22 protein-coding genes are annotated in these 19,853 nt (G+C 71.8%); 10 read left to right on the top strand and 12 right to left on the bottom strand.

Annotated elements, in window-relative coordinates; all coding sequences use genetic code 11:
* Window positions 1–12 precede the first annotated feature (12 nt).
* Entirely contained in the window at window positions 13–336 is a 324-nt protein-coding gene (locus FDA94_RS00110; protein ID WP_137244955.1) for a DUF952 domain-containing protein, read from the top strand.
* A 4-nt stretch (window positions 337–340) separates the two neighbouring features.
* Here FDA94_RS00110 and FDA94_RS00105 read toward each other — a convergent pair whose 3' ends face one another.
* Both FDA94_RS00105 and FDA94_RS00100 read right to left on the bottom strand, forming a co-directional pair.
* Window positions 341–1,000 carry a response regulator gene (locus tag FDA94_RS00105; protein ID WP_137245414.1) on the bottom strand — a complete coding sequence of 220 codons (660 nt, stop codon included), beginning with the start codon at window positions 998–1,000 and terminating at the stop codon, window positions 341–343.
* Window positions 1,001–1,056: 56 nt separating this feature from the next.
* Window positions 1,057–2,217 carry a sensor histidine kinase gene (locus tag FDA94_RS00100; protein ID WP_137244954.1) on the bottom strand — a complete coding sequence of 387 codons (1,161 nt, stop codon included), beginning with the start codon at window positions 2,215–2,217 and terminating at the stop codon, window positions 1,057–1,059.
* 134 nt (window positions 2,218–2,351) lie between these two features.
* Between FDA94_RS00100 and FDA94_RS00095 the strand changes: the two genes are divergently transcribed.
* Window positions 2,352–2,972, top strand: coding sequence for a DedA family protein (locus FDA94_RS00095; protein WP_137244953.1), 621 nt, complete (start codon window positions 2,352–2,354; stop codon window positions 2,970–2,972).
* Here the strand turns inward: FDA94_RS00095 and FDA94_RS00090 are convergent.
* From FDA94_RS00090 to FDA94_RS00075, 4 genes are read right to left on the bottom strand one after another with little or no spacing between them, the layout of a single operon-like run.
* Window positions 2,963–3,430, bottom strand: a complete 468-nt coding sequence (locus FDA94_RS00090) for a hemerythrin domain-containing protein (protein WP_137244952.1) — start codon at window positions 3,428–3,430, stop codon at window positions 2,963–2,965. The genes FDA94_RS00095 and FDA94_RS00090 overlap by 10 nt on opposite strands.
* A 13-nt stretch (window positions 3,431–3,443) precedes the next feature.
* Window positions 3,444–4,271 carry an ABC transporter permease gene (locus tag FDA94_RS00085; protein ID WP_137244951.1) on the bottom strand — a complete coding sequence of 276 codons (828 nt, stop codon included), beginning with the start codon at window positions 4,269–4,271 and terminating at the stop codon, window positions 3,444–3,446.
* A 5-nt stretch (window positions 4,272–4,276) separates the two neighbouring features.
* Window positions 4,277–5,035: an ABC transporter permease gene (locus FDA94_RS00080; RefSeq protein WP_137244950.1), complete on the bottom strand. Its 759-nt coding sequence runs from the start codon at window positions 5,033–5,035 to the stop codon at window positions 4,277–4,279.
* Window positions 5,035–5,958 carry an ABC transporter ATP-binding protein gene (locus FDA94_RS00075; RefSeq protein ID WP_170990704.1) on the bottom strand — a complete coding sequence of 308 codons (924 nt, stop codon included), beginning with the start codon at window positions 5,956–5,958 and terminating at the stop codon, window positions 5,035–5,037. The genes FDA94_RS00080 and FDA94_RS00075 overlap by 1 nt, the downstream gene beginning before the upstream one ends.
* A 246-nt stretch (window positions 5,959–6,204) precedes the next feature.
* Here FDA94_RS00075 and FDA94_RS00070 point away from each other — a divergent pair, with 246 nt between their 5' ends.
* The gene (locus FDA94_RS00070; RefSeq protein ID WP_137244948.1) at window positions 6,205–6,618 is read left to right on the top strand and encodes a ribonuclease domain-containing protein; all 414 of its coding nucleotides are present in this window, start codon (window positions 6,205–6,207) and stop codon (window positions 6,616–6,618) included.
* Between the two features lie 8 nt (window positions 6,619–6,626).
* Window positions 6,627–7,004: a barstar family protein gene (locus FDA94_RS00065; RefSeq protein ID WP_137244947.1), complete on the top strand. Its 378-nt coding sequence runs from the start codon at window positions 6,627–6,629 to the stop codon at window positions 7,002–7,004.
* On the opposite strand, the gene FDA94_RS00060 is transcribed toward FDA94_RS00065, so the two are convergent.
* Window positions 6,994–7,437 carry an SRPBCC family protein gene (locus tag FDA94_RS00060; protein WP_246059409.1) on the bottom strand — a complete coding sequence of 148 codons (444 nt, stop codon included), beginning with the start codon at window positions 7,435–7,437 and terminating at the stop codon, window positions 6,994–6,996. The genes FDA94_RS00065 and FDA94_RS00060 overlap by 11 nt on opposite strands.
* Window positions 7,438–7,538: 101 nt before the next feature.
* Between FDA94_RS00060 and FDA94_RS00055 the strand changes: the two genes are divergently transcribed.
* The 3 genes from FDA94_RS00055 (at window position 7,539) to FDA94_RS00045 (ending at window position 10,251) form a co-directional block, all read left to right on the top strand.
* Window positions 7,539–7,937 (top strand): DUF3224 domain-containing protein, encoded by a 399-nt coding sequence (locus tag FDA94_RS00055; RefSeq protein WP_137244945.1) that lies wholly within the window; start codon window positions 7,539–7,541, stop codon window positions 7,935–7,937.
* Between the two features lie 848 nt (window positions 7,938–8,785).
* Window positions 8,786–9,235, top strand: coding sequence for a hypothetical protein (locus FDA94_RS00050; protein ID WP_137244944.1), 450 nt, complete (start codon window positions 8,786–8,788; stop codon window positions 9,233–9,235).
* A gap of 77 nt (window positions 9,236–9,312) precedes the next feature.
* Window positions 9,313–10,251, top strand: a complete 939-nt coding sequence (locus FDA94_RS00045; protein ID WP_137244943.1) for a nucleoside-diphosphate kinase — start codon at window positions 9,313–9,315, stop codon at window positions 10,249–10,251.
* Window positions 10,252–10,254: 3 nt separating this feature from the next.
* Here FDA94_RS00045 and FDA94_RS00040 read toward each other — a convergent pair whose 3' ends face one another.
* On the bottom strand, window positions 10,255–10,740 hold the full coding sequence (locus FDA94_RS00040) for a cupin domain-containing protein (RefSeq protein WP_137244942.1): 486 nt from the start codon (window positions 10,738–10,740) through the stop codon (window positions 10,255–10,257).
* Between the two features lie 58 nt (window positions 10,741–10,798).
* Here FDA94_RS00040 and FDA94_RS00035 point away from each other — a divergent pair, with 58 nt between their 5' ends.
* The 3 genes from FDA94_RS00035 to FDA94_RS00025 all read left to right on the top strand — a co-directional run bounded on the left by FDA94_RS00035 (window position 10,799) and on the right by FDA94_RS00025 (window position 13,575).
* A complete protein-coding gene (locus FDA94_RS00035) occupies window positions 10,799–11,818 on the top strand; it encodes a tyrosine-type recombinase/integrase (protein WP_137244941.1) in 1,020 nt (339 codons plus the stop codon).
* Between the two features lie 86 nt (window positions 11,819–11,904).
* On the top strand, window positions 11,905–12,666 hold the full coding sequence (locus FDA94_RS00030; RefSeq protein ID WP_137244940.1) for a MerR family transcriptional regulator: 762 nt from the start codon (window positions 11,905–11,907) through the stop codon (window positions 12,664–12,666).
* A 186-nt stretch (window positions 12,667–12,852) separates the two neighbouring features.
* Window positions 12,853–13,575, top strand: coding sequence for an HAD family hydrolase (locus FDA94_RS00025; protein ID WP_170990703.1), 723 nt, complete (start codon window positions 12,853–12,855; stop codon window positions 13,573–13,575).
* Between the two features lie 320 nt (window positions 13,576–13,895).
* Here the strand turns inward: FDA94_RS00025 and FDA94_RS00020 are convergent, their stop codons facing one another.
* The 4 genes from FDA94_RS00020 to FDA94_RS00005 form a co-directional block, all read right to left on the bottom strand.
* Window positions 13,896–14,936: a DUF4037 domain-containing protein gene (locus tag FDA94_RS00020; RefSeq protein ID WP_212735079.1), complete on the bottom strand. Its 1,041-nt coding sequence runs from the start codon at window positions 14,934–14,936 to the stop codon at window positions 13,896–13,898.
* Between the two features lie 41 nt (window positions 14,937–14,977).
* Complete coding sequence (locus FDA94_RS00015; RefSeq protein ID WP_212735078.1) at window positions 14,978–15,928, bottom strand: GNAT family N-acetyltransferase; 951 nt, start codon at window positions 15,926–15,928, stop codon at window positions 14,978–14,980.
* The gene (purB, locus tag FDA94_RS00010) at window positions 15,925–17,349 is read right to left on the bottom strand and encodes an adenylosuccinate lyase (protein WP_137244938.1); all 1,425 of its coding nucleotides are present in this window, start codon (window positions 17,347–17,349) and stop codon (window positions 15,925–15,927) included. Before purB ends, FDA94_RS00015 begins: the two co-directional genes overlap by 4 nt.
* A gap of 38 nt (window positions 17,350–17,387) precedes the next feature.
* Window positions 17,388–19,853, bottom strand: a 2,466-nt coding sequence (locus tag FDA94_RS00005) for an efflux RND transporter permease subunit (protein WP_137244937.1), incomplete at its 5' end; no start/stop codon positions are given.

Genomic DNA, 19,853 nt, shown 5'->3' with positions numbered 1-19,853 from the left:
TAGGCTCGAAGAGTGATCTTTCATCTCGCGCTGGCCTCGGACTGGGCGCACGCCCAGAAGGACGGGGAGTACCGCATCTCCACCCTGGGACGCACCCTGGAGCAGGAGGGCTTCATCCACGCCTCCCGCGACCTGCCCCAAGCCCGCGCCGTCGCGACCCGCTTCTACGCCGACGTCACCGAGCCGCTGCTCCTGCTGCACATCGACGACACCCAGCTGAGCGTCCCCGTCGTGATGGAGAGCCCCGAAGGGACGGCCGAGGAGTTCCCGCACATCTACGGCCCGCTCCCGGTCGCCGCCGTCGCCGCCGTGACCCCCTTCAGCCTGTCGACCTGACCGCTCACCCCTCGAAGGTGACCGCCCCCGCCTCGTAGGCCACGATCGCCGCCTGGACCCGGTTGGCCACCCCCAGCCGGGTCAAAATAGCGCTCACATACGTCTTCACCGTCCCCTCCGTCAGCCGCAGCGACCGGGCGATCGCCTGGTTCGACAGCCCGGCCCCCACCAGCTCCAGCACCTCACGCTCGCGCGGCGTCAGCGCCGCCACCCGCCCCCGCGCCGCCGCCGCCCGCCCCGAGTCGCGGTTGTTCAGCTCGGCGATCACCCGCGCGGCCACCTTCGGCGACAGATACGCCGCCCCGCCCGCCACGGCGTGAATCCCGGCCAGCAGCTCACGCGGGTCACCCGACTTCAGCAGGAACCCGCCCGCGCCCACCTTCAGCGCCCGCGCGATGTACTCGTCCTCACCGAACGTCGTCAGCATCACCACCCCCGTCGCCGGGCTGGCGCGGCGGATCTCGGCGGCGGCGGCCAGGCCGTCCAGGACCGGCATCCGGATGTCCATCACGACCACATCAGGCCGGTGCGACAGCGTCCGCTCCACCGCCTCGCGCCCGTCACCGGCCTCGGCGACCACGTCGATGCCCGGGTCGGCGTCCAGGATCGCCCGCACCCCGGCCCGGATCAGCATCTCGTCGTCGGCCAGCACCACCTTGATCAATCCGGGGATCATGCCGTGGGTCATGCCGTGGGTCATGCCGTGGGTCATGCCGTGGGTCATGCCGGGGCCTCGTCGGGGATGCCGGCGCTGATCTCGAACATGCCGTCCTCCACCCGCGCCGCGAACGTCCCGCCCGCCAGCCGCACCCGCTCCGACAGCCCGACCAGGCCCGTCCCCGGCCGGGGCGCCTCCGCGCCCGGCCCGGCGTCGTTGCGCACCGTCACCGTCATCCGCCCCTCCCGCCTGCTCAGCGTCACCACGACCGGCGCGCCCGGCGCGTGCTTGGCCGCGTTCGTCAGCCCCTCCTGGACGACCCGGTAGGCCGCCCCCAGCGGATCGCCGCCCGCCCCGTCGCCCTCCAAAGTCACCGTCATCCCCGACGCCCGCGCCCGCGCGACCAGGTCGGCGATCCCGCCGGCCCGCGCGTGGGGGAGCAGCGTCGCCGGTTCGTCCTGCGCCCGCAGCATCCCGATCACCCGCCGCAGCCGCTCGGTCGCGTCCCCGGCCGCCTCCCGCAACCCCGCGGCCGCCTCCCGATGCCGGACCGGCAGATCGGCGGCCATCTCCATCGCCCCCGCCCGCAACGCGATCAACGCCAGCTCGTGCCCGAGGGAGTCGTGGACGTCCTGGGCGATCCGCGCCCGCTCCCGCAGCCGCGCCTGCTCCTCGACCATCAGCCGCTCCCGCAGCCGCCCCTGCCGCCGGTGCCGCACGCTACGCCCGGCCGTCCACGGCAGCAGACTGCAGATCAGCACCCCCGACAGCCCCGACACCCACACATTCGGCTCCAGCGACGGCGCCGGCCCCAGCGTCGAGACCGCCGCGCACGCCCCGCCGACCACCACGACCACCCCGTACAGCCACACCGCCGGCCGCGCCCGCTCCATCCGCATCCCGGCCAGGAAACTCAGCGTCACCACCGCCGGCGTGAACCCGTTGAGCGGCCCGATCTTCGCCGAATGGTTCATCGGCCACAACTGCACCGTCGCCAGCGCCTCACTGGACGCCCACGGCCCCAGCAGCAGCACCACCACCAGCGCCGCCAGCGGCCACGCCCGCGCGACCGCCACCGCACCCGCCAGCACCAGGCACCCGGCCGCCACCGACACCACCAGCAGGTTCCCCGACTGCGGCCGCCAGTCATACGGATTGACCGGCGCGAACACCACCGGAACACACAACACCAGCCACAACGGCAGGTCTCTCAGGCGGGGCACCCCAGCACGCTACCCCGCGCCGCCACCCCCCGCCCTCATCCCCAGGTCGCACCCCACCCCTGCCGAAAGTCAGCCCTCCCGGGCGACCATCGCCGGGGGCGGCCCCCTCCCAAGATCCCCTAGGGTCGGCTGCCATGACCGATGCCATCATGACCCTCCTGCACGACGTGATGACATCACCGTGGATCTACGCCGCCATCCTGGCCATCTCGGTGATCGACGCCTTCTTCCCGGTGGTGCCCAGCGAAACCGCCGTCATCACCGCCGGCGTCTTCGCCGCCTCCGCCGACGCCCCCGCCCTGGGCCTGGTGATCGCCGCGGCCGCCACGGGGGCCTTCATCGGGGACAACATCTCCTACCAGATCGGCCGCGCCGGAGGCACCCGCTTCCAGAAGCGCGCCGCCATCCGCTGGGCGCACGCCGCCTTCGAGGAACGCGGCGGCCTGCTGCTCGTCGTGGCCCGCTACATCCCCGGCGGCCGCACCGCCGTCACCCTGACCACCGGCGTCGTCCGCTACTCCCTGCACCGCTTCGCGTTCTTCGACGGCCTGGCCGTCATCTCCTGGGCCGTCTACTCCGCCATGATCGGCTACATCGGCGGCGCCGCCTTCGAGGACAACCCCTTCAAAGGCCTCCTGCTGGGCCTGGGCATCGCACTGACCGTGACGGCCGTCGTGGAAATCGTCCGGTACGTCCTGCGCCGCCGCCGCGCCACCCCCGAACAGCAGCCCCGCGAGCCGGCCCGTCAGCCGTGAAGACGCAGGAAGTCCGGGGGATCGGCCCGCCACTCGGGCAGGTCGAGCCGGTTCAGCGCCGCCACGATCGTCCGCTCCTCGTAGGCGAAGTGCGAGGACACGATCGCCGCCAGCCCCGCCACCTCACCCGCCAGCCGCCCGTCGTCCGGCTGCCCGGCCAGCTCCGCCAGCCGGGACAGGATCGCCCCGATCATCTCGTGGTCGCGGCGCAACAGCTCCAGCGTCGGCCCCAGCTCCGGGAAGTCGGCTTCCAGCGCGGGAAACCCGCGCGTGTCCTCACCGACGTGGTGGCGCTCCAGCGCCGTGCAGAACGCCAGACAGTGGGCTCGAAGGTCACGGCCCGGACTCTCACCCGCGGCCAGCCGGTCGAGCTCGTCGCGCAACGCCAGGTGCACCTCGACGAGCTGGTTCCCGAACGCCGCCAATCGCCCCGCAGGGCCGGAATCAGATGATCGCATACGGCCACCCACTCTAGACCAGCAACAGCTTCCCGATCCGCCGCGCGGCCACCCACAACCCGGCCACCGCCATCACCACCAGATAGGCGGCGTGCACCAGCAGCGTCCACCCCACCGGCCCGACCGCCAGCCCCCGCACCAGCTCCACCGCGTGATAGAGCGGCGTCAGCGTCACGATCACCTCGAACACCACCGGATAGTCCTGCACGGGGGAGAAGGTCCCCGAAAACAGGAACAGCGTGAACTGGCCCGTCGTCAGCAGGTCGAAATCCTGCCAGCCGCGCAGGAACGTCGAGATCGCCATCCCCGTCGCCCCGAACGCCACCCCCACCAGCGCCGTCGCCGGAAACGCCGCCAGCGCCCCGCCGACCGACGTCAGCCCCAGCACCACCATCACGACCAGGAACAGCACCGTGTAGAACAGGCAGCGCACCAGCGCCCACATCAGCTCACCCAGCGCGATCTCCACCGGACGCACCGGCGTGGCCAGCACCGCGTCATACGTCTTGGCGTACTTGAACTTGAAGAACACGTTGAACGTCGTCTCGGCCAGCGCCCCCGACATCGCCGACACCGCCAGCATCGCCGGCGCCACGAACACCGCGTAGTCGACCGGACGCCCCCCGACCGGCACCGTCCCCACCAGCGCCCCCACGCCCACACCGATCGACAGCAGATACAGCAGCGGCTCGAAGAACCCCGACAGCAGCACCAGCCAATAGGCCGGCCCCGACCGCAGCGCCCCCACGTTGCGGTTCAGCACCGCACCCACCCGGCCCGCCGACACCCCGCCCGGCAGATTCCGCCGCAGCGCCCGCCCGGCCGCCATCACCGTCATCATCGCCGCTACACCGCCAACCGGCGGGCGAACCCGCGCATCGCGAACCAGCCACCCGCCACCGTCCACGCCACCAGGCACAGCGCATGCGCCCAGATCGGCCACGGCGGCGCCACCCCCAGCGTCGCCGCCCGGCACAACTCCACCCCATGCCACAACGGCGACACCCACGCCAGCCACTGCGCCACCAGCGGCAGCTGCGCCACCGGGAAGAACACCCCCGCGAACAACGTCATCGGGATCATCACGAACCGGAACAGCAGCGCGAAATAGCCGTCGTTGTCGATCCGCGCCGACACCCCCATCACCGGCAGCGCCGAGGCCACCACCACCGCCGCGCACACCAGCGGCGTCACCACCGACCACCACGACCGCAACCCGCCGAACAGCACCACAATGGCCAGGAACACCGCCGTCTGCGGCAGCACCCGCACCACCATGAACAGCACCTGACCGGCCACCATGTCACCGATCCGCACCGGCGTGGCCCGCATCGCGTGATAGCCGCGCGTCCACTTGAAATCACCCAGCACCGGATAGGTCGTCTCACCCACCGCCATCTGGAACGCCGTGGCCGCCATCACCCCCGGCACGATCCACTGCAGATAACTCACCCCGCCGAGGTCGCCCACATAACCGCCCACCCCCAGCCCGATCGAGACCAGGAACAGCACCGGCAGCAGGAACGACGACATCGCCGACGCCCAGAACAACCGGCGGTAGAGCGTCAGATGCCGCTCCAGCACCGCCACCGTCGAATGCGCCATCAGTCCACCAGCGTCCGGCCCGTGAGATGCAGGAACACATCCTCCAGCGTCGAACGCCGCACCAGCACACTCGACGGCGACAACCCCCGCCGGTGCACCTCGGCCACCGCCGCGTCACCGTCACGCGCGTAGACCAGCACCCGGTCGGGCAGCGCGTCGACCCGCTCACCCACCCCGTCGAGCTTCACCGCCACCTCGGCGCCGCCCGCGAACCGCAACTCCACCACCTCGGGCGTCGAATAACGATCGATCAGCTCCCGCGGCGACCCCTCCGCGACGATCCGCCCGCCGTCCATCACCACCAGCCGATCGCACAACTGCTCGGCCTCATCCATGTAATGCGTCGTCAGCACCAGCGTCACCCCCTGCCGCTTCAGCTGATAAAGCCGCTCCCACAGCAGATGCCGCGCCTGCGGATCGAGCCCCGTCGTCGGCTCGTCGAGCAGCACGATCTCCGGATCGTTCACCAAAGCCCGCGCGATCGTCAGCCGCTGCTTCATGCCCCCCGACAGCGGCTCGACCTTCCCCTTGGCCCGATCGGCCAGCTGCACGAACTCCAGCAGCTCCGTCGCCCGCCGCCGCGCCTCGGCCCGCGACAACCCGAAATAGCGCGCATACGTCGTCAAATTCTCGAACACCGACAGATCAGTGTCGAGATTGCCCAGCTGCGGGCACACCCCCAGCCGCCCCCGGATCGCCACCCCGTCACGCACCGGATCCATCCCCAGAATCCGCAGCTCACCGGCCGTCGGCGGCGACACACAACTGATCATCCGCATCGTCGAGGACTTCCCGGCCCCGTTCGGCCCCAGGAAACCGAACGCCTCCCCGCGCTCCACCGACACGTCGATCCCGTCGACCGCCGTGAACTCCCCGAAGCGTTTGACCAGCCCACGAGCGACAATCAACGGTTCCTCAGCCACGAGACCCGACCCTAGCCCCGGCCACCGACAATTCCGCAACGCCTTTTCCCGGCCCCTGACAAACCGCCCGCCACACCATCACCGGCCCACCCACCGACCCCCGGACGACCACCCGAACCACCAGGACACGACCATGCCGAAACCGCCCCTGACTGTTCACCGTCCCGTTGATCGTCTTACATTGCACTTGACCACACCCGAAAGTGATCATTCCGGGTGACCGATCCCGCACCCCACGGAGGCACCGTGCCCACCCCGCAGCGCCCCCACCTCGCCTGGCCGGCCCGGCTCACCCTCATCCTGGCCACCCTGGTCTCCCTCATCGCCGTCACCGCCCCGGCCCCCGCCCAGGCCGCCGTCTACAGCAGCTGCACCCAGACCCGCTGCGCCGACGCCCGCAGCGCCAACACCATCTGGAAATCCAAGGGCTACCCGACCACCGCCGGCTGGTACGCCTGGACCGGCGGCAAGTACAACTACACCGGCGGCCGCCACTACAACCGCGAAGGCCAGCTCCCCACCAACGCCACCTACTACGAATACGACGTCTACCCCCGCACCCGCGGCGCCGCCCGCGACGCCTACCGCATCGTCGTCAACCGCGCCACCGGCGCCACCTGGTACACCCCCGACCACTACGCCAACTTCTACCGCCTCTAGGACCGCCCATGACCGCCGCCCGACCCCTGCCGACCTGGCTCACCCTCACCACCGGCCCGGCCCCGGCGGTCATCGACGGACGCGCCTGCCGCACCCGCGCCGCCCTCTTCGACGAGACGGCGCGGGTCCTGCGCTTCCCCGACTACTTCGGCCGCAACTGGGACGCCTTCGCCGACTCCCTCGGCGACGCCGTCCGCGCCGGCACCACCACCCTCGTCGTCCGCCACGCCGAAGACCTCCTCAGCGCCGAACCCCCCGAGCAGTACGCCACCCTCCTCGACATCCTCGCCGTCGCCGCCCGCACCGGCCTCACCCTCACCCTCCACACCGACCCCGCCCAGGAGCACCAGGTCCGCGCCCGCACCGCCGACGCCCTCACCCCCTAGCCGCCAGCCGCGCCAACCGCTCCAGCGACACCTTCAACGCCGCCGCCATCACCGGCCGCGCCACCACCCACCCCACCCGGCCGACCGCCCCGAACGGCAACTCCAGATCCTCCACCCACTCCACCCGGCTCCGCCCGCCCGGCAACGGCGACACCCGGAACACCCCGCCGCCCCGCACCAGCGCCCCGGTGTGCCGCACCTCCACCATCGACCCCGCCGCGAACGCCGTGATCTCCATCGTGTCCGTGAACCCCACCGGACCCACCCCCGTGAACGCCGACAACCGCGACCCCACCCCCCGCCCGTCACCCTCCGTCACCCGCGCATCGGTCAGCACCATCCACTCCCGATGCCGCGGCCAGTCCGTCATCACCGAGAACAACCGCTCCGCCGGCACATCGGCCTCCGCCGACACCGTCAACCGCACCGCCACGACGCCCCCACTCCCTCCCTCTCCCTGCAGACGGGACATCCCTACCCCCGGGCAGCTCCAACCTGACAGAACCTGACAGCAATCACCGCCACCATGAACCCATGCACGCGACCGGCACCTTCGACATCACCAGCTGGGACACCCTCGCCACCGACGAGCACCCCGGCGCCACCATCGCCCGCCACCGCCTCACCAAACACTTCACCGGCGACCTCACCGGAACCTCCACCACCGAGATCCTCACCGTCGCCACCCCCGACGGCCCCGCCGCCTACACCGGCCTCGAACACGTCGACGGCACCCTCAACGGCCGCACAGGAACCTTCGTCCTGGCCCACAGCGCCGGCGGGGGAGCGGACGGCACCCCCTGGATGCGCTGGGAGATCGTCGCCACCTCGGGCACGGGGGAACTGACCGGCATCACCGGCTCCGGCCAGATCATCAACGACGACGGCCACCACTACACCCTCGACTACCACCTCGCGGGGGAGGGGACATAAACCCCCTTCCTTCTCGTTACGGCTCCCGCCTGGCCGGCACCGGCCGCCGCCGTGGGTCGCACCCCGTCGGCGACGGCAACCGGGCGTTCCGGTACACGCCGTCACGAGTCGGCTACACGCGCGACGGGCTCTCGAAGCCGCCGGAGCGGGGGAGAGGGAGCAGTGGTCGACCACAAGCCCTTACCGCCGACGCCTCCCAGCGGGAAAGTACGGTCGAGGCGCGGGCGGCCCAAACAGGCTCATGGTCGTCGGGGGAGGGGCGGCGTCGACGGATGAACCCGTGACGGCGGAACCCCCGAACGCCCGCTCACCGCCACCCACCGGACCGGAACTCACCACGGCGGCCGGCGCCGGCCAGGCGGGAGCCGTAACGGAGAAAACCCCCAACGCGGAGAAGCCCGCAGCGCCCGGCCGAGCTCGCGGACCCGCACCGAAACGCGGAGGAGCCCCCCTCCCAACCACGGGAAAGAGGGGCCCCTCACCACGCCCCGGCACCGGCAGGCGACGGGGGACAGCCAGGCACGGGCCACCGCCGTAACCCGTGCGGCCGTCACCACCGGCGACCCCGGAACAGGCAGCCGGCACCGCCGCGACCGACCACCCGAACACCGGCGCCACCCATCCCGCCGACACGTCATGCCCGCCGAAAGCCGGACGAACGGCGATGTTCGACCCCGCCACCCGCACCGGTCAATCCCGAGACCCGCTCACGACCGGCCCGGCACCCGCACCCACCAGCGCAACCGCGCCCGCACGCCACGCCGCACGGGCTGAACCTTTCACCCCTACCAGCCAACTTGACATAATGTTCATTATCAAGCAGGCAAAGGAGCCGTAAGATCGCCGTCATGGGCAACGTCGGACCCGCCGAACTCCTCATCCTGCTGATCCTCCTCGGCATCATCGCCGGCATCATCCTCCTCGCCGTCAGAGCCGCCGGCGGACGACCCCGCGCCCAAGTCGCCTACTGGGCACCCGGCGTCATCCCGCAGATCGCCGAACCCATCCGCGACCGCGTCCGCGACCTCGGCGCCGAAGGCCGCACCCTGGAAGCGATCAAACTCGTCCGGCAGGAAACCGGCCTCGGGCTCCGCGACGCCAAATTCGTCACCGAATCGATCATCGCGGGCCGCTACCTCCCCACCAGCACCGAACGCGCCCTCCAGACCGGCCCCGACCTGGCCGACCGGGTCCGCGAGCTCAAGGAGGCCGGGCGGACCGAGCAGGCGGTCTTCCTGGTGCGCGGCGAGACCGGCATGAACCAGGAACAGGCCGAGGCGTTCGTCGGCCTCATCTGAAAAACCCCTAAAACGGGCAAAGATGCCTATACCGTACAGAAGGTGAATTCTGTCTGGTATCCGATTGGGGTCAAGGCATGGCCAGCTGGACCTATGCGCTCGTGACGCCCGACGCGCTGGTCACCCAGGCGCTGCCCGGGCTTTTGGACGCCTTCCGCTCGGCCGGGCTCGATCCGGTCGCCGCCGAGCTGATCCGCCTGGACGCCGACACGATGCTGCGCCTCTACGACGCCCCCGATCGCGCGCTGCCGCCGCACCGGGCGTTCCAGCTGTGGTACGACCTCGGCCCGGCCTGTCTCACGCTCCTGCGCCATGACGGGGCCGACGCCTGCGTGGTGATGGGCCGGCTCAAGGGGGCCACCGATCCGGCCTCGGCCCGGCCCGGTTCCCTCCGGTACGCCGGCGAGAACGTCCTGATGAATCTGGTGCACTGCCCGGACGACGAAGCTTCCGCGCTGGCCGAGCTGCGGCGACTGGTCGGCCCTGAGCGCGCCGAGGCCTTCCGGCTTCAGGCCGCCGTGCCCGATGAGCGGGTCCGCCTGCTCACCGTGGGCACGATCGAGGCGGCGCTGCCCCTGTTCGGCGGCGCGCTCGCCCTGTCGCTGCCGTTGGCGGTGAACCGGTTGCGGCTGCGGGTGGTGCAGCGCCTGGCGATCACCGCCGTCGCGGTGGAGGGTCTGCTGCCCCTGCTGGAGAGGGCGCGGGTCGCGCTGCTGGAGGAGCGCGAGGAGCTCATCGGCCTGGAGACGAGTCCAGCGCGAACCGCGGCGGCGCGGGCGCGTGACGCCCGAGGGCGGGCGCTGTTGCGGGACGCGGCGGGCGTGGCGCGCTCCCCTGTGATGGAGCGCGCCGTGGACGGGCCGTCCGATGTCGTGGAGCGCGCTGTGCACGGACTTTCCGATGTGCTCATGGGGCGCTCCGGGCAGTGGGCGCCCTGTCACGCGGCGATCGATGCCGCGGGGGTGTTTCTGTCGGATGTGGAGCGCGCCGTGCTGGAGCAGAGTCACTACCTCTGAGCGTTACTTCTCGTCGACCCAGAAGGTGTCGTGTTTGACGAAGAACTCCTGGTCGGTGCGTCCGGAGGCGGCCCATTCGGCGATGCCCTCGAAGTAGCCCTCGCGGGGCGCTCCCGGCGAGAAGATCAGCAGCAGGCTGGCCGGTTCGCCGGACTCGTTGCGGAATCCGTGGATGCCGCCCTCTGGGACGTGGACGAAGTCGCCGGGGACGGTGGTGATCCATTCGCGGCCGTTGTAGATGCGGACGGTGCCGGTGAGGATGAAGAACGATTCGGTGAGGCTGCGGTGGAAGTGCGGGGCGGGTCCGCTGGGTTTGGCGCCCATGTCCCAGCGGTAGAGGCCGAACTTGCCGTCGGTGGTGGCGCCGGTCGCGAGGTAGGTGCAGCTGCCGCCGTTCTGGTAGGTGATGTCGGGCGGGGCGCCGTGCGGGAGGTAGGTGGCGTTGATCTCCCCGGTGTCCCCCAGGTAGCGCGGTTCCGGATATGTCATGTTATCGATCATGCCACTGAGCTGGGATTGTCGGTGGCGGGGGTTAGGGTCTGGGGTCATGCGTCCGGCGGAGCTGAATCGGTTGTCGGTGGAAGAGGCGGCGGATCGTTATGTGGAGCTGGTCCGCGCGAAGGTGGTGACGGGCGGGCTGTCGCGGGCGACCGCCGAGGTGTACGCCCGTGATGTGCAGACGTTCGTGCGGCTGACGGTGGCGTGCCGTCTGTCGGGGGTGCTCGACGATCTGTCGGGTGACGACGTCGACGCGGTGCTGCTGGCGTTCGCGCGCAAGCCCGACGAGCGGCGGCGCACTCCTTCCGACGGCGGGGAGTTGCAGAGCGCGGCGTCGCAGGCGCGGTTCCGGCGGTCGGTGTCGGCGCTGTTCAAGCATGCGGCGCTGGCGGGGTGGGTGCAGCTGAATCCGATGGCGTCGGCGACGGTGACGGCGCGGGAGCGGGGCGGGTTGCGGGCCGAGCGGCGGGCGTTGACGCGGGAGCAGGCGCAGGGGCTGATCGGGGCGGCGGCCTCCTCCCCTGCCGGTGATGAGGGGCGGGGGCGGCGTGATCAGCGGACGGAGGTGCGTGACGCGCTGATCGTGCTGCTGCTGACGATGGTGGGGCCGCGGGTGTCGGAGCTGGTGCGGGCGAATGTGGAGGATTTCTACACCAACGACGGTGAGCGCTATTGGCGGATCTTCGGCAAGGGCGGCAAGACGCGGGATGTGCCGCTCCCCCGGCTGGTGGCGGTGGCGCTGGCGGCCTATCTGGAGGTGCGTACGGGTGAGGAGAAGGCGTTGCTGTTGTCGTGGCGGGGGCGGCGGCTGGCGCGGGGTGACGTGCAGGGGGTGATCGACCGGGTGCAGGCGCGGGTCGATCCGGAGCGGCGGCGGTCGGTGACGCCGCACGGGTTGCGGCATACGACGGCGACGCATCTGCTGGCGGGCGGGACCGACATGGACGCGGTGCGGCGGGTGCTGGGTCATGGTGATCTGAGCACGCTGGGCCGGTACCGGGATGAGTTGCCGGGTGAGCTGGAGGCGGCGATGCGGGCGCATCCGCTTGTGCACGATACGGGTGTCTAGGGCGGGCGGTAGAGGGCCGTATAGGGCTTGACTCTCACGTTACGGGAGGCCGCAGGCTGGGTCGCGTCAGGAAAGGAGGGGGAAGCGTGGCGGGATATTCGGTGGGTCAGGTGGCGGCGTTCGCGGGTGTCACGGTGCGGACGTTGCACCATTACGACGAGATCGGCCTGCTGTCGCCGAGTGAGCGGACGGCGGCGGGTTACCGGCGGTATGCCGAGCCGGATCTCGACCGGTTGCAGCAGGTGCTGTTCTACCGGGAGCTGGGTTTCCCCCTGGAGGAGATCACCGCGATTCTCGATGATCCGGGGGTGGACGCCGCGACGCATCTGCGGCGTCAGCATGAGCTGCTGCGGCGGCGGATCGCCCGGTTGGAGGCGCTGGTGGTGTCCGTGGAGACCGCGATGGAGGCGGCGAGGATGGGTGTGTCGTTGACGCCGGAGGAGCGTTACGAGGTGTTCGGGGAGTTCCGGCCGGAGGATCACGCCGAGGAGGCGGAGAGCCGGTGGGGTGGCACGTCGGCGTGGGTGGAGAGCCGGCGGCGGACGTCGTCGTACTCCAAGGCCGACTGGGAGGCGATCAAGGCGGAGGCCGGGGGGCTGGTGGAGGCGTGGCATGCCCTGTTCGTCCGGGGGGCGCCTGCTGGTTCGGCCGAGGTGACGGCGGTGGCGGAGCGGCATCGGGAGCACATCGGCCGGTGGTTCTACGAGTGCACGTATGAGATCCATGTGGGTCTCGGGGAGATGTACGTGGCCGACGAGCGGTTCGCCCGCAATTACGAGGGGGTGGCCGAGGGGCTGGCGGCGTATATCCGTGACTCGATCGCGGCCAACGCCGCGGCCGCCCGGTAGGAGCGCATTCCCCCGCCTTTTGTGGGCGGCGAGAGGTCGGACCGGGTTTATCCCATTGTTTGTGGTTTTGGCCGCGCACGCCTGTGATCTTTGTCATGATGGGCGTGACTGGTTGTGGGTAAGCCCGGTTTCCCCTTTCACTTCGTGGAAACGCCGTTGTAATAGGGGTTCCGGAGGATGGGCGGCATGATCAGGGCCATTCTCTTCGACCTGGACGAGACGCTGTTCGATCATCGTGCGGCGGTGGCGCACGCGGTGACGGCGTGGACGGCCGAACGGTCCCCGTTCCATCCGCTGCTGGCCGAGGGGCCGGGCCTGTGGCTGCGGCTGGAGGACGTCCACCTCCCGGCCTGGCATCGGGGCGAGTGCTCCTTCGGCGAGCAGCGGCGCCGGCGGCTGCGCGACTACTGCCGGCGGATGGGCGTGCGGGTCCCGGTGAACCTCGACGGGGCCTACGCGGAGTTCCTCGACCTGTACGAGCAGGCGTGGACGGCCTTCCCCGACGCCGCTCCCCTCGTCGGGCGCCTGTCGGGCACGGGGCTGACGCTGGGGGTGCTGACCAACGGCCAGCCGGTGCAGCAGGAGGCGAAGCTGCGGCGGCTGGGGCTGCTCGACCGGCTCGACCCGGTGCTGACCCCCGACGCGCTGGGCGGCAACTTCAAGCCGTCGGCCGAGGTGTACACGGCGGCCGCCTCGAAGCTGGGCCTGGACCCGTCCGAGGTGGTGCTGGTGGGCGACAACCTGCACCTCGACGCGATCGGGCCGACGCGGGCGGGCATGCACGGCGTGTGGCTCGACCGCTACGGGTCGGCTCCTCCCCCGGCGGGCGTCCCGACGATCCGCACCCTCGCCGACCTGCCGGCGCTGCTGCCCGCGCTGGCGTCGGTGCGGCCGGTGGCCCTGGTCTGAGGCCGGCCTGTGAGGCGGAGCCCGGTTCGGCGGGCGGCTGCGGCCAGGTAACGGGCTCTGCGGAGGGTGACGGCCGGCGTCGGGGCGGGGCGGTTGCCTGGTCTGCGTCTGCGTCTGCGAGTGTCAGAGTCCCGTTCAGCGGGCGGCTGCGGGCTCTGCGGACAGTGGCGGCTGGCGTCGGCGTGGCCGGTTGGCCTGGTCTGAGAGTGCCGGAGCCCCGTTCGGCGGGCGGGGCGCGGTCAGGTTGCGGGCGCCGGGCGGTTGGCGGTGACTTCGCCGGCGTGCCGGTGGCGCCGGTCGGACGGGTTCGCCGCCCCCGGTCAGCGGGCCGCCGCGGCGAGGTTGCGGGCTCTTCGGGGGTGGGTGAGGGCGTCGGTGTTGTCGGCGACCTGGTCGACGGCGCCGACGAGGTCCAGGCGGGCGATGGCGGGGTCGGTGACGGCGTCCATGAGGGCGCGGGCGAAGCGGTGGCCGCCGATGACCTGGAAGGGCCGGTCGTGGTAGGGGCGGGTGCCGGGTTCGACGGGGGCGGTGAGGGCCAGCCGGTTGTGGAGGGCGGCGACGCGCCGGTAGGCGGTGGACAGGTGGTGTTCGCGGCCCTGCCAGGTCGTCTCGCGCAGGGCTCCGGTGAGGGCGTCGCCGAGTTCGGCCGAGCCGGACAGGCGGTTGAAGGCGCTGCCGAGCCACTTGGTGTAGGGCGGGTAGCGGCGCCGCATGAGCAGGGTCAGGCGCATCAGGTCGCGGGCGATGCGGCCGGTGGCCAGGACCGAGCCGAGGTCGTCGCCGACTTCGCCGGCGCGGCCGGGGAAGCTCTCCTCCTGGGCGATGCGGGTCCACTGGCAGGCCAGGACGTAGCGCCACACGTCGTCGGGGTACCAGCGCAGGCGGCGGCGGGCGGGGCACAGTTCGCCGAGGCCGTCGTGGAAGACGTCGCCGCCGGTGAACTCGGCCAGCCGCTGCCAGGGCACGCCCAGCCAGTCGTCGACGCCGATGGGGTCGCGCGGGTCGAAGCCGAGCTGGTCGCGGGCCCAGGGGGTGAATTCGGTGATGGTGACGCCGGGCTTCGCCGGATGCATGTCGGACCCGAACGCGGTCGGGAAGCCGCCGTATTCGGCGGGCAGGCGCTGCCAGACGCGGTCGCGGATCTCCTCGGCGCGTCCGGCGGGGACGAAGATGATCGCGCGGGGGCCCCAGTCGTGGTCGGCGGAGCGGGCGGTGTCGAAGCCGAGGACCTCCGATCCGGGGCCGATGAGCGCGGCGCTGTGGGGTACGGGGTGGGAGCCGTCGTCGAGGAGGGGCCGCAGCACGTCGTGGTAGTAGGCGCGGCACAGCTCCAGGCCGGGGACAAACGCGGACATCATTCCCTCACTGTGCATGGTCGGGCCGCGCCGCTCACCTGGTTTTATGCCTCCTGTACGGCCCGGGTCGCCGCCACCGGCCTGCGCGCGTAGCCCAGCCGCCGGTAGACGGCCAGCGCGGCGGCGTTGACGTCGTCGACCATCAGGGAGACGCGGCCGTGCCGGTCCAGGAGCGTGGCCGTGAGAAACCGGCAGATCGCCCCGGCCAGGCCGCTCCCCCGCGCCTGCGGCAGGGTGGCGACCCCGCCGACGAACCCGACGGTGGGCGCCGACCAGGCGTCGGCCCCGACGGCCACCAGCCGTCCGGCGTCGTCGCGGACACCGGCCCAGCGGGTGACGCCGGGCATGCCGGGGCGCGCGTAGGCGTCGGGGTTGGCCACGGCCAGCACCTGGGCGACCTCCGGTTCGGCGCCGGGATCCAGCCAGCGGACGCCGGGCCTCACCAGCACGGCCGGTCCTGCGAAGCCGGCGGCAGCGGATCGCGGCTTCTCCCCTCGCGGCCCGGAGGCGGACGCCGGCCCAGCCTCCAGCCGCCCAGCCTCCAACCGCCCAGCGTTCTGCCGCGCGGTGTCAGGCCCAGCGGTGTCAGGCCCGCGAGGGTCGGATCCGCGAGTGCTGGACTCGAGAGGGGCGGACCCGTCGAGGCGGACGGTGTCGGGGTCGACGGTCATCCAGGTGAAGTTCCCGGCCGGGCCCAGCTCCTCCGGCATCGCCTCCACCAGCCGGTGGATCACCTCACGGTCGCCGAAGGGCCGGTAGCCGGTGCCCATCTCCCGCCAGACCTGCCGCACGAGTTCCGCCTGGGCGGGATCCCCCGCGGCGCCGAAGACCGCCAGCCGGTCGTGCTTGGACACCGCCGGGCAGGCCACCGCGACGGAGTCGCCGTGCGACCAGGCGCGGGCTCCCCCGGCGGGCAGCCGCTGGGCCGTCCAGACGAGCAGGTCGTCGCCACCGCAGGCGGCGGCGACCTGCTCGGCGTGGTGCAGTTCGATCACAGAATGGCGCCCGGCGCGTACCCGGCCGCCTGCGGGTGCTCGGCGGTGATCTCCGCGACGCGGGCGACGACGGCGGCGACCTGGTCGGCGGCGGCGCCGGTGAACGACACCCGGTCGGCCAGCAGCGCGTCGAGGTCGGCGCGTGACAGCGGGAAGCGGTCGTCGGCGGCCAGGCGGTCGAGCAGGGTGTTGCCGCCGCCGTCCTGGCGCATCGCCAGCGCCGCGGCGACGGCGTGTTCCTTGATGAGCTCGTGGCCGGCCTCGCGGCCCAGGCCGGCCTTGACGGCGGCCATGAGCATCTTGGTGGTACCGAGGAAGGGCAGGTAGCGGTCGAGTTCGGCCTCGATGACGGCGGGGAAGGCGCCGAACTCGTCCAGGACCGTCAGCATCGTCTCGATGAGGCCGTCGAAGGCGAAGAACGCGTCGGGCAGGGCGACGCGGCGGACGACCGAGCAGGACACGTCGCCCTCGTTCCACTGGTCGCCGGCCAGCTCGCCGGCCATGGAGGCGTAGCCGCGCAGGATGACGGTCAGGCCGTTGACGCGCTCGCAGGAGCGGGTGTTCATCTTGTGCGGCATCGCCGAGGAGCCGACCTGGCCCTCCTGGAAGCCTTCGGTGACCAGTTCGTGGCCGGCCATCAGCCGGATCGTCTTGGCCAGCGACGACGGCGCGGCGGCCAGCTGCACCAGCGTGGTGAGCACGTCGTAGTCGAGGGAGCGCGGGTAGACCTGGCCGACGCTGGTAAGGGCGCGGGTGAAGCCGAGGTGGGCGGCGACGCGGTTCTCCAGGTCGGCCAGCCGGTCGGCGCCCAGCAGGTCGAGCATGTCCTGGGAGGTGCCGACCGGGCCCTTGACGCCGCGCAGCGGGTAGCGGGCGATCAGGTCATCCAGCCGCTCGTGGGCGACGAGGAGTTCGTCGGCGGCGGTGGCGAAGCGCTTGCCGAGGGTGGTGGCCTGGGCGGCGACGTTGTGGGAGCGGCCGGCCATGACGGTCGCCGAGTACTCCCCCGCCAGCCGGGCCAGCCGCGCCAGCAGGGCCACGACGCGGTCGCGGACCAGCAGGAGGCTGTCGCGGACCTGCAGCTGCTCGACGTTCTCGGTCAGGTCGCGCGAGGTCATGCCCTTGTGGACGTGCTCGTGGCCGGCCAGCGCGTTGAACTCCTCGATGCGCGCCTTCACGTCGTGGCGGGTGACGCGCTCCCGGGCCGCGATCGAGGGCAGGTCGACGGTGTCGGCCGCCTTCTCGTAGGCGGTGATCACGTCGGCGGGGACCGGGATCCCGAGATCGGCCTGGGCCTTGAGCACGGCCACCCACAGCCGCCGCTCCAGAACGACCTTGTGGTCGGGAGACCACAGGCGGGCCAGGGCGGGCGAGGCGTAGCGGGTGGCCAGGACGTTGGGGATGCGCGGCTTGTCGGTCACGTTCCCCGAGCTTATCCAAGCCGCGCATCCCCGCATGCTCACCGGGTGGGGGTGAGCGCGTCCTCGTCGTACACCTCGAGCTGGCGTTCGTGCTTGGGGGTGCGGCGCAGGCGTTCCTTGGCCCGCTCGACCATGACGTACAGGGTCGGCACCAGGACGAGCGTCAGCAGCGTCGAGGAGACCAGGCCGCCGATGACGACGATCGCCAGCGCCTGGGAGATGAAGCCGCCCGAGCCGGTCAGGCCGACCGCCATCGGGGTGAGGGCGCCGATGGTGGCCAGCGCCGTCATCAGGATCGGGCGCACGCGGCGGCGGCCGCCCTCCATGACGGCCTCCACGACGCCCATGCCCTGCTCGCGGTACTGGTTGACCAGGTCGATCAGCACGATCGCGTTGGTGACGACGATGCCGATCAGCATCAGCATGCCGATCAGCGCCGGGACGCCCAGCGCCGTGTCGGTGATCAGCAGCAGGCCGATGGCGCCGGTCGCGGCGAACGGGATCGACACCAGCAGGATCAGCGGCTGCACGAAGCTGGAGAACGTCGCCACCATGATCATGAAGACGATCGCGATGGCCAGCACCATCGCCAGCCCCAGGTCGGCGAACGCCTCCTCCTGGTCGGCCGAGGCGCCGCCGACGGTGGCGGTGACCCCGGCGGGCAGGGTCAGCGTGTCGAGCTTGGCGGTGACCTCGGTGGTGACCGCGCCCAGGTTGGAGGCGTCGGCCGCCCCCGACACGGTCGCGGTGCGCTCACCGTCGAGGCGGCTGATCTGCGTCGGGCCGGCGTCCTTGGCGACCTCGGCGACGTCGGTCAGCTTCACCATGCCGGTCGCCGAGGCGATCTCCAGGTCCTCGACCTGCCCCAGGCTCTCGGGCGTGTCGCCGGTGCGCAGCACGATGTCGGCGGCCCGGCCGTCGATGTCGATCGACCCGACGGGCGCGCCGCGGAACGCCTGCGCGACCTGCTGGCCGATCGCGGCCTCGGTCAGGCCCTTCTCGGCCGCCTTCTCGCGGTCGACGTGGACCTCGATGCGGTCGGCGCTGTCCTCCAGGTTGGAGGCCACGTCACGCAGCCCCTTCACCCCGGCCAGCGCCTGGACGACGGTCGTGGAGGCCGCCGACAGCTGATCGACGTCGGGGCCCTGCAGGATCACCTGCAGCTGGTCGGAGGCGAAGCCGCCCCCGCCGCCGCCACCGCCGACGGTGATCTCCCCCACGCCGGCGCCGAGCTCCGCGAACTTCTCCCGCAGGCCCTCCTGCAGCGCGGCGGCGTCGACGTCCTCGGCCAGCGTCACCGAGAACGAGGCCCGGTCGGCGCTGCCGCCCGCCCCGCCCATGAACTGGTTGCCGCCGCCGACGGTCACCTGGTAGGAGGCCACGCCCGGGTCGTCGGCCAGGACCCGCTCCACCTTCCCCGCCGCCTCGTCGGTCGCGGCCAGGTTCGTGCCGACCGGCATCCGCTGGGTGATGTTGATGCTGTCCATGCCGGCCGAGTCGAGGAAGTTCGTCTTCAGGTTCGGCGCCAGCGCCATCGTCCCGGCGAAGATCACCAGCCCGATGGCCAGCGTCACCCAGCGCCGCTGCGTCGCGAACCGCAGCACCGGCAGGTAGGCGCGCTGCAGCGGCGAGCGCAGCTCCTTGGCCTCGGCCTCCTCCCGCACCCGGCGCGCCTCCTCCGGCGACAGCGCCGGCGCCTTCAGGAACCAGTACGCCAGCACCGGGATCACCGTCAGCGACACCAGCAGCGAGGCCAGCAGAGCCACCGTGACCGTCACCGCGAACGGCGAGAACAGCTGGCCCACCATGCCGCCCACGAACGCGATCGGCGCGAACACCGCCACCGTCGTCAGCGTCGAGGCCGTCACCGCGCCCGACACCTCACGGACCGCGCCCAGGATGGCCTGCCGCTTCGGCTCGCCGTAACCCAGATGGCGCTTGATGTTCTCCAGGACCACGATCGAGTCGTCGACCACCCGCCCGACCGCGATCGTCATCGCGCCCAGCGTCAGCAGATTCAGCGAGTAGTCGCCCACCCACAGCGCGATCAGCGCGATCACCACCGACAGCGGGATCGACACCGCCGTCACCAGCGTCGACCGGATCGACAGCAGGAAGATCAGAATGATGAGGACGGCGAACGCCAGGCCCAGCAGGCCCTCGGTCGTCAGGTCGTGGATCGACCGCTCCACATAGGGCGCCTGGTCGAACACCACCGTCAGCGTCGCCCCCGACCCCAGCCCGGCCGTCAGCTCCGGCAGCAGATCACGGACCTCGTGGGAGATCGTCACCGCGTTCCCGTCGGGCTTCATCGTGATCGACAGCCCCAGGCTCGGCTTGCCGTTGGTCCGGGTCAGCGTCGAGGCGGTGTCGTCGACCACCTCGATGTCGGCCACCGACCCCAGCGTCACCGGCTTGGGCGGCGCCGGCGGACGCACCGCCTGCGGCGTCTGCCCGGCCGGGCCCGCGCGGCCCGGGATCTGCGGCTGCTGCGCCGGCGGCTG

The sequence above is a fragment of the Herbidospora galbida genome (assembly GCF_005233835.1).
In the GTDB taxonomy this organism is placed as follows: domain Bacteria; phylum Actinomycetota; class Actinomycetes; order Streptosporangiales; family Streptosporangiaceae; genus Herbidospora; species Herbidospora galbida.
This window is presented reverse-complemented; position numbering and strand designations above follow the sequence as displayed.

What these genes read in the sequence shown, in the direction of transcription:
- FDA94_RS00095 (WP_137244953.1), top strand. Translation starts at nt 2,352, where the DNA reads ATGACCGATGCCATCATGACCCTCCTGCACGACGTGATGACATCACCG.
- FDA94_RS00090 (WP_137244952.1), bottom strand. Translation starts at nt 3,430, where the DNA reads ATGCGATCATCTGATTCCGGCCCTGCGGGGCGATTGGCGGCGTTCGGG.
- FDA94_RS00085 (WP_137244951.1), bottom strand. Translation starts at nt 4,271, where the DNA reads ATGATGACGGTGATGGCGGCCGGGCGGGCGCTGCGGCGGAATCTGCCG.
- FDA94_RS00080 (WP_137244950.1), bottom strand. Translation starts at nt 5,035, where the DNA reads ATGGCGCATTCGACGGTGGCGGTGCTGGAGCGGCATCTGACGCTCTAC.
- FDA94_RS00065 (WP_137244947.1), top strand. Translation starts at nt 6,627, where the DNA reads ATGACCGCCGCCCGACCCCTGCCGACCTGGCTCACCCTCACCACCGGC.
- FDA94_RS00055 (WP_137244945.1), top strand. Translation starts at nt 7,539, where the DNA reads ATGCACGCGACCGGCACCTTCGACATCACCAGCTGGGACACCCTCGCC.
- FDA94_RS00050 (WP_137244944.1), top strand. Translation starts at nt 8,786, where the DNA reads ATGGGCAACGTCGGACCCGCCGAACTCCTCATCCTGCTGATCCTCCTC.
- FDA94_RS00045 (WP_137244943.1), top strand. Translation starts at nt 9,313, where the DNA reads ATGGCCAGCTGGACCTATGCGCTCGTGACGCCCGACGCGCTGGTCACC.
- FDA94_RS00040 (WP_137244942.1), bottom strand. Translation starts at nt 10,740, where the DNA reads ATGACATATCCGGAACCGCGCTACCTGGGGGACACCGGGGAGATCAAC.
- FDA94_RS00035 (WP_137244941.1), top strand. Translation starts at nt 10,799, where the DNA reads ATGCGTCCGGCGGAGCTGAATCGGTTGTCGGTGGAAGAGGCGGCGGAT.
- FDA94_RS00025 (WP_170990703.1), top strand. Translation starts at nt 12,853, where the DNA reads ATGATCAGGGCCATTCTCTTCGACCTGGACGAGACGCTGTTCGATCAT.
- FDA94_RS00020 (WP_212735079.1), bottom strand. Translation starts at nt 14,936, where the DNA reads ATGATGTCCGCGTTTGTCCCCGGCCTGGAGCTGTGCCGCGCCTACTAC.